Raw genomic sequence first — 2226 nt, 5'->3', positions numbered from 1 at the left:
GAGCCTCAGAAGGTCAAAGTTGAGCCTCAGAAGGTCAAAGTTGAGCCTCAGAAGGTCAACGTCGAGCCTCAGAAGGTCAACGTCGAGCCTCAGAAGGTCAACGTCGAGCCTCAGAAGGTCAACGTCGAGCCTCAGAAGGTCAACGTCGAGCCTCAGAAGGTCAAAGTTGAGCCTCAGAAGGTCAACGTCGAGCCTCAGAAGGTCAACGTCGAGCCTCAAAAGGTCAACGTCGAGCCTTAAAAGGTCAACATTGAGGTTCAAAGGCTGATTTTTGCACTTTTATATTAATAGTGACTTAACTCAGAACTTGCATCAGTCCCAAGAACCGCCTCAGAATGAATTTTGAGGCTACTAGCTAAAGTCTTCTAAAGAAGACTGAATAAGGAGTGAAGTTTACTTGAGTGGACTTGCGCTATTAGCCAGAGAATTTATTCTCTGGCAGGAAAGTGGGCAGTTGCAAGATATAACTTAAATGATTTCCCGCTATTCGATGCGTAACAAGATCAAGATAATTACGGTTCATCAAAAGTCCAAACTACGAAACTAGCTGAAAGCCCATATCTATAGCTCAATGTCGCTTTTAACTTGTTAATATTTTATGTACTAAAGTGCCGCTAGCTCAGAAAAACTATAGCCGAGTTTATTATGTAGATAGTATTTAAAGAGCGTTGAGTGTAAAGATGACAATGGAATCAAAGCAAGATGACATTACTATTCTTCAACAAACTGAGAAGCGTTTACGGCGACTGTCTCCAGAAAGGCTGCGGGTAGTGAGTGATTTTCTGGCTGCTCTAGAAGAAAAAGAAGAACATGAGGCGACGGCGGAACTTTTGAATGTCCCTGGTTTTGAGCAAGCTTTGCGTGAAGCTATGCAAGAAGCTGACGCTGGGGAAGTGGTGTCATTTGACAGTATTCGTCGTCATGTATGAACTGGTACTGACTCGCAAAGCACAGAAGTTTTATCAAGAAGTAGATGCATCACTAGCGGAACGACTAAACCGTTGTTTTGACCAACTGCAACAGAATGCTTATGAACATCCAAACATTAAGCGGCTCAAAGGTGATTTCGCGGGTCTTTTTCGCTATCGAGTTGGTGTCTGGCGAGTTGTTTATAAGGTGGATGAAGAACAGCAACTAATTACTATTTTACTGATAGCCCATCGGAGCGATGTATATCGGTAAGTCTGTGGTGTGTCTAAACTATTAATGTGGATATAGGCACTGCACAATAACTTGCATTACAGGAAATACAGATGGAACGTTCAAAAATAATTGCTATTCTTACAGGTGCGATTTCGGTCATTTTAGCGATCGCTTATCTCATCTTAGTCCAACTGCTGGACTACCGGGACATGAAACCCGCTCCCATCAGCCAATTTGAACAAGCGCCTGCGATTATTTCTGTTTGTTGGCAGATTGACAAAATTACTGAAGTGTAGAATAAATTTAGCTGACTTGTAGAGAGACGCTATCAATTGCGTCTCTTGTGATTTATGTCAATAAGTAAAAACTCATGATGAATATTGATGAAACCAACAGTTAATTCATAGATAAAAAGCAATAGCTATTATTCATTACTCAAATAGTTAATTATATAAGTTTTATTTAGAGGAATTATCTCAAATTTATTTAGATAAAGTGATTCCATTTGGACAAATATAACGGTAAGCTGTTTCTAAGAAAATTAAGCAAAGATAAATTTTTATTATCTGCGATTGCTGGGTTAACTGGGATCAACGTTAGTTGACTCAAAACCCGAAATTTTTAATGACAATATAGAGGTAAGTTGATGGCTCAGTTTCTACTTGAGACTGTTTGGCTAGTTCCGTGCTATGCCTTAATAGGTGGCTTGTTAGCCGTGCCTTGGTCACCAGGGATCATTCGGAAAACAGGGCCAAGACCGGCGGGTTATATAAACTTGGTGATGACGTTTTTGGCGTTTGTCCATTCTGTGATTGCCTTACAAGCAACTTGGAATCATCTACCCCAAGAAGTATTTAGGGAGCATCCAGTTTTGGAAGATTTACCATTTCTGAGAAAATGTAGAAGGAAATAACCCTGTGCGATCGCTGACTATGAGCCAAGAGAAACAAGAACGGATCAAAGCCTGCTTACAAGAACTGGCAACATTACTGTACTCGGAAGCTGATAAGAGTCAGTTAATAGACCTCGAAGGTATAGAAAAAACAGTTCGTAGCCAAATATTGGAATATGTCGGCCCAGAAA

The 2226-nt window shown here is 40.7% G+C and carries 4 protein-coding genes and 2 pseudogenes; 5 read left to right on the top strand and 1 reads right to left on the bottom strand.

The features are described from left to right. A partial coding sequence (locus tag F8R90_RS24850; RefSeq protein ID WP_196512895.1) for a hypothetical protein occupies positions 1-261 on the bottom strand: 261 nt, incomplete at its 3' end. Positions 262-686: 425 nt separating this feature from the next. Between F8R90_RS24850 and F8R90_RS24845 the strand changes: the two genes are divergently transcribed. The 5 genes and pseudogenes from F8R90_RS24845 to F8R90_RS24825 all read left to right on the top strand — a co-directional run. Further along, on the top strand, positions 687-929 hold the full coding sequence (locus tag F8R90_RS24845; RefSeq protein WP_196512894.1) for a hypothetical protein: 243 nt from the start codon (positions 687-689) through the stop codon (positions 927-929). Beyond that, positions 904-1182 (top strand): type II toxin-antitoxin system RelE family toxin, encoded by a 279-nt coding sequence (locus F8R90_RS24840; RefSeq protein WP_196512893.1) that lies wholly within the window; start codon positions 904-906, stop codon positions 1180-1182. Before F8R90_RS24845 ends, F8R90_RS24840 begins: the two co-directional genes overlap by 26 nt. A 71-nt stretch (positions 1183-1253) precedes the next feature. Further along, a complete protein-coding gene (locus F8R90_RS24835) occupies positions 1254-1439 on the top strand; it encodes a hypothetical protein (RefSeq protein WP_196512892.1) in 186 nt (61 codons plus the stop codon). A gap of 350 nt (positions 1440-1789) precedes the next feature. Beyond that, positions 1790-1999: pseudogene (locus F8R90_RS24830) on the top strand (NAD(P)H-quinone oxidoreductase subunit F); the annotation flags it as partial. A gap of 76 nt (positions 2000-2075) precedes the next feature. Further along, positions 2076-2226: pseudogene (locus tag F8R90_RS24825) on the top strand (ISKra4 family transposase); the annotation flags it as partial.

Origin of the sequence: Nostoc sp. NZL (assembly GCF_015714705.1) — a bacterium.
GTDB classification, from domain to species: Bacteria; Cyanobacteriota; Cyanobacteriia; order Cyanobacteriales; family Nostocaceae; genus Nostoc; species Nostoc foliaceum_A.
This window is presented reverse-complemented; position numbering and strand designations above follow the sequence as displayed.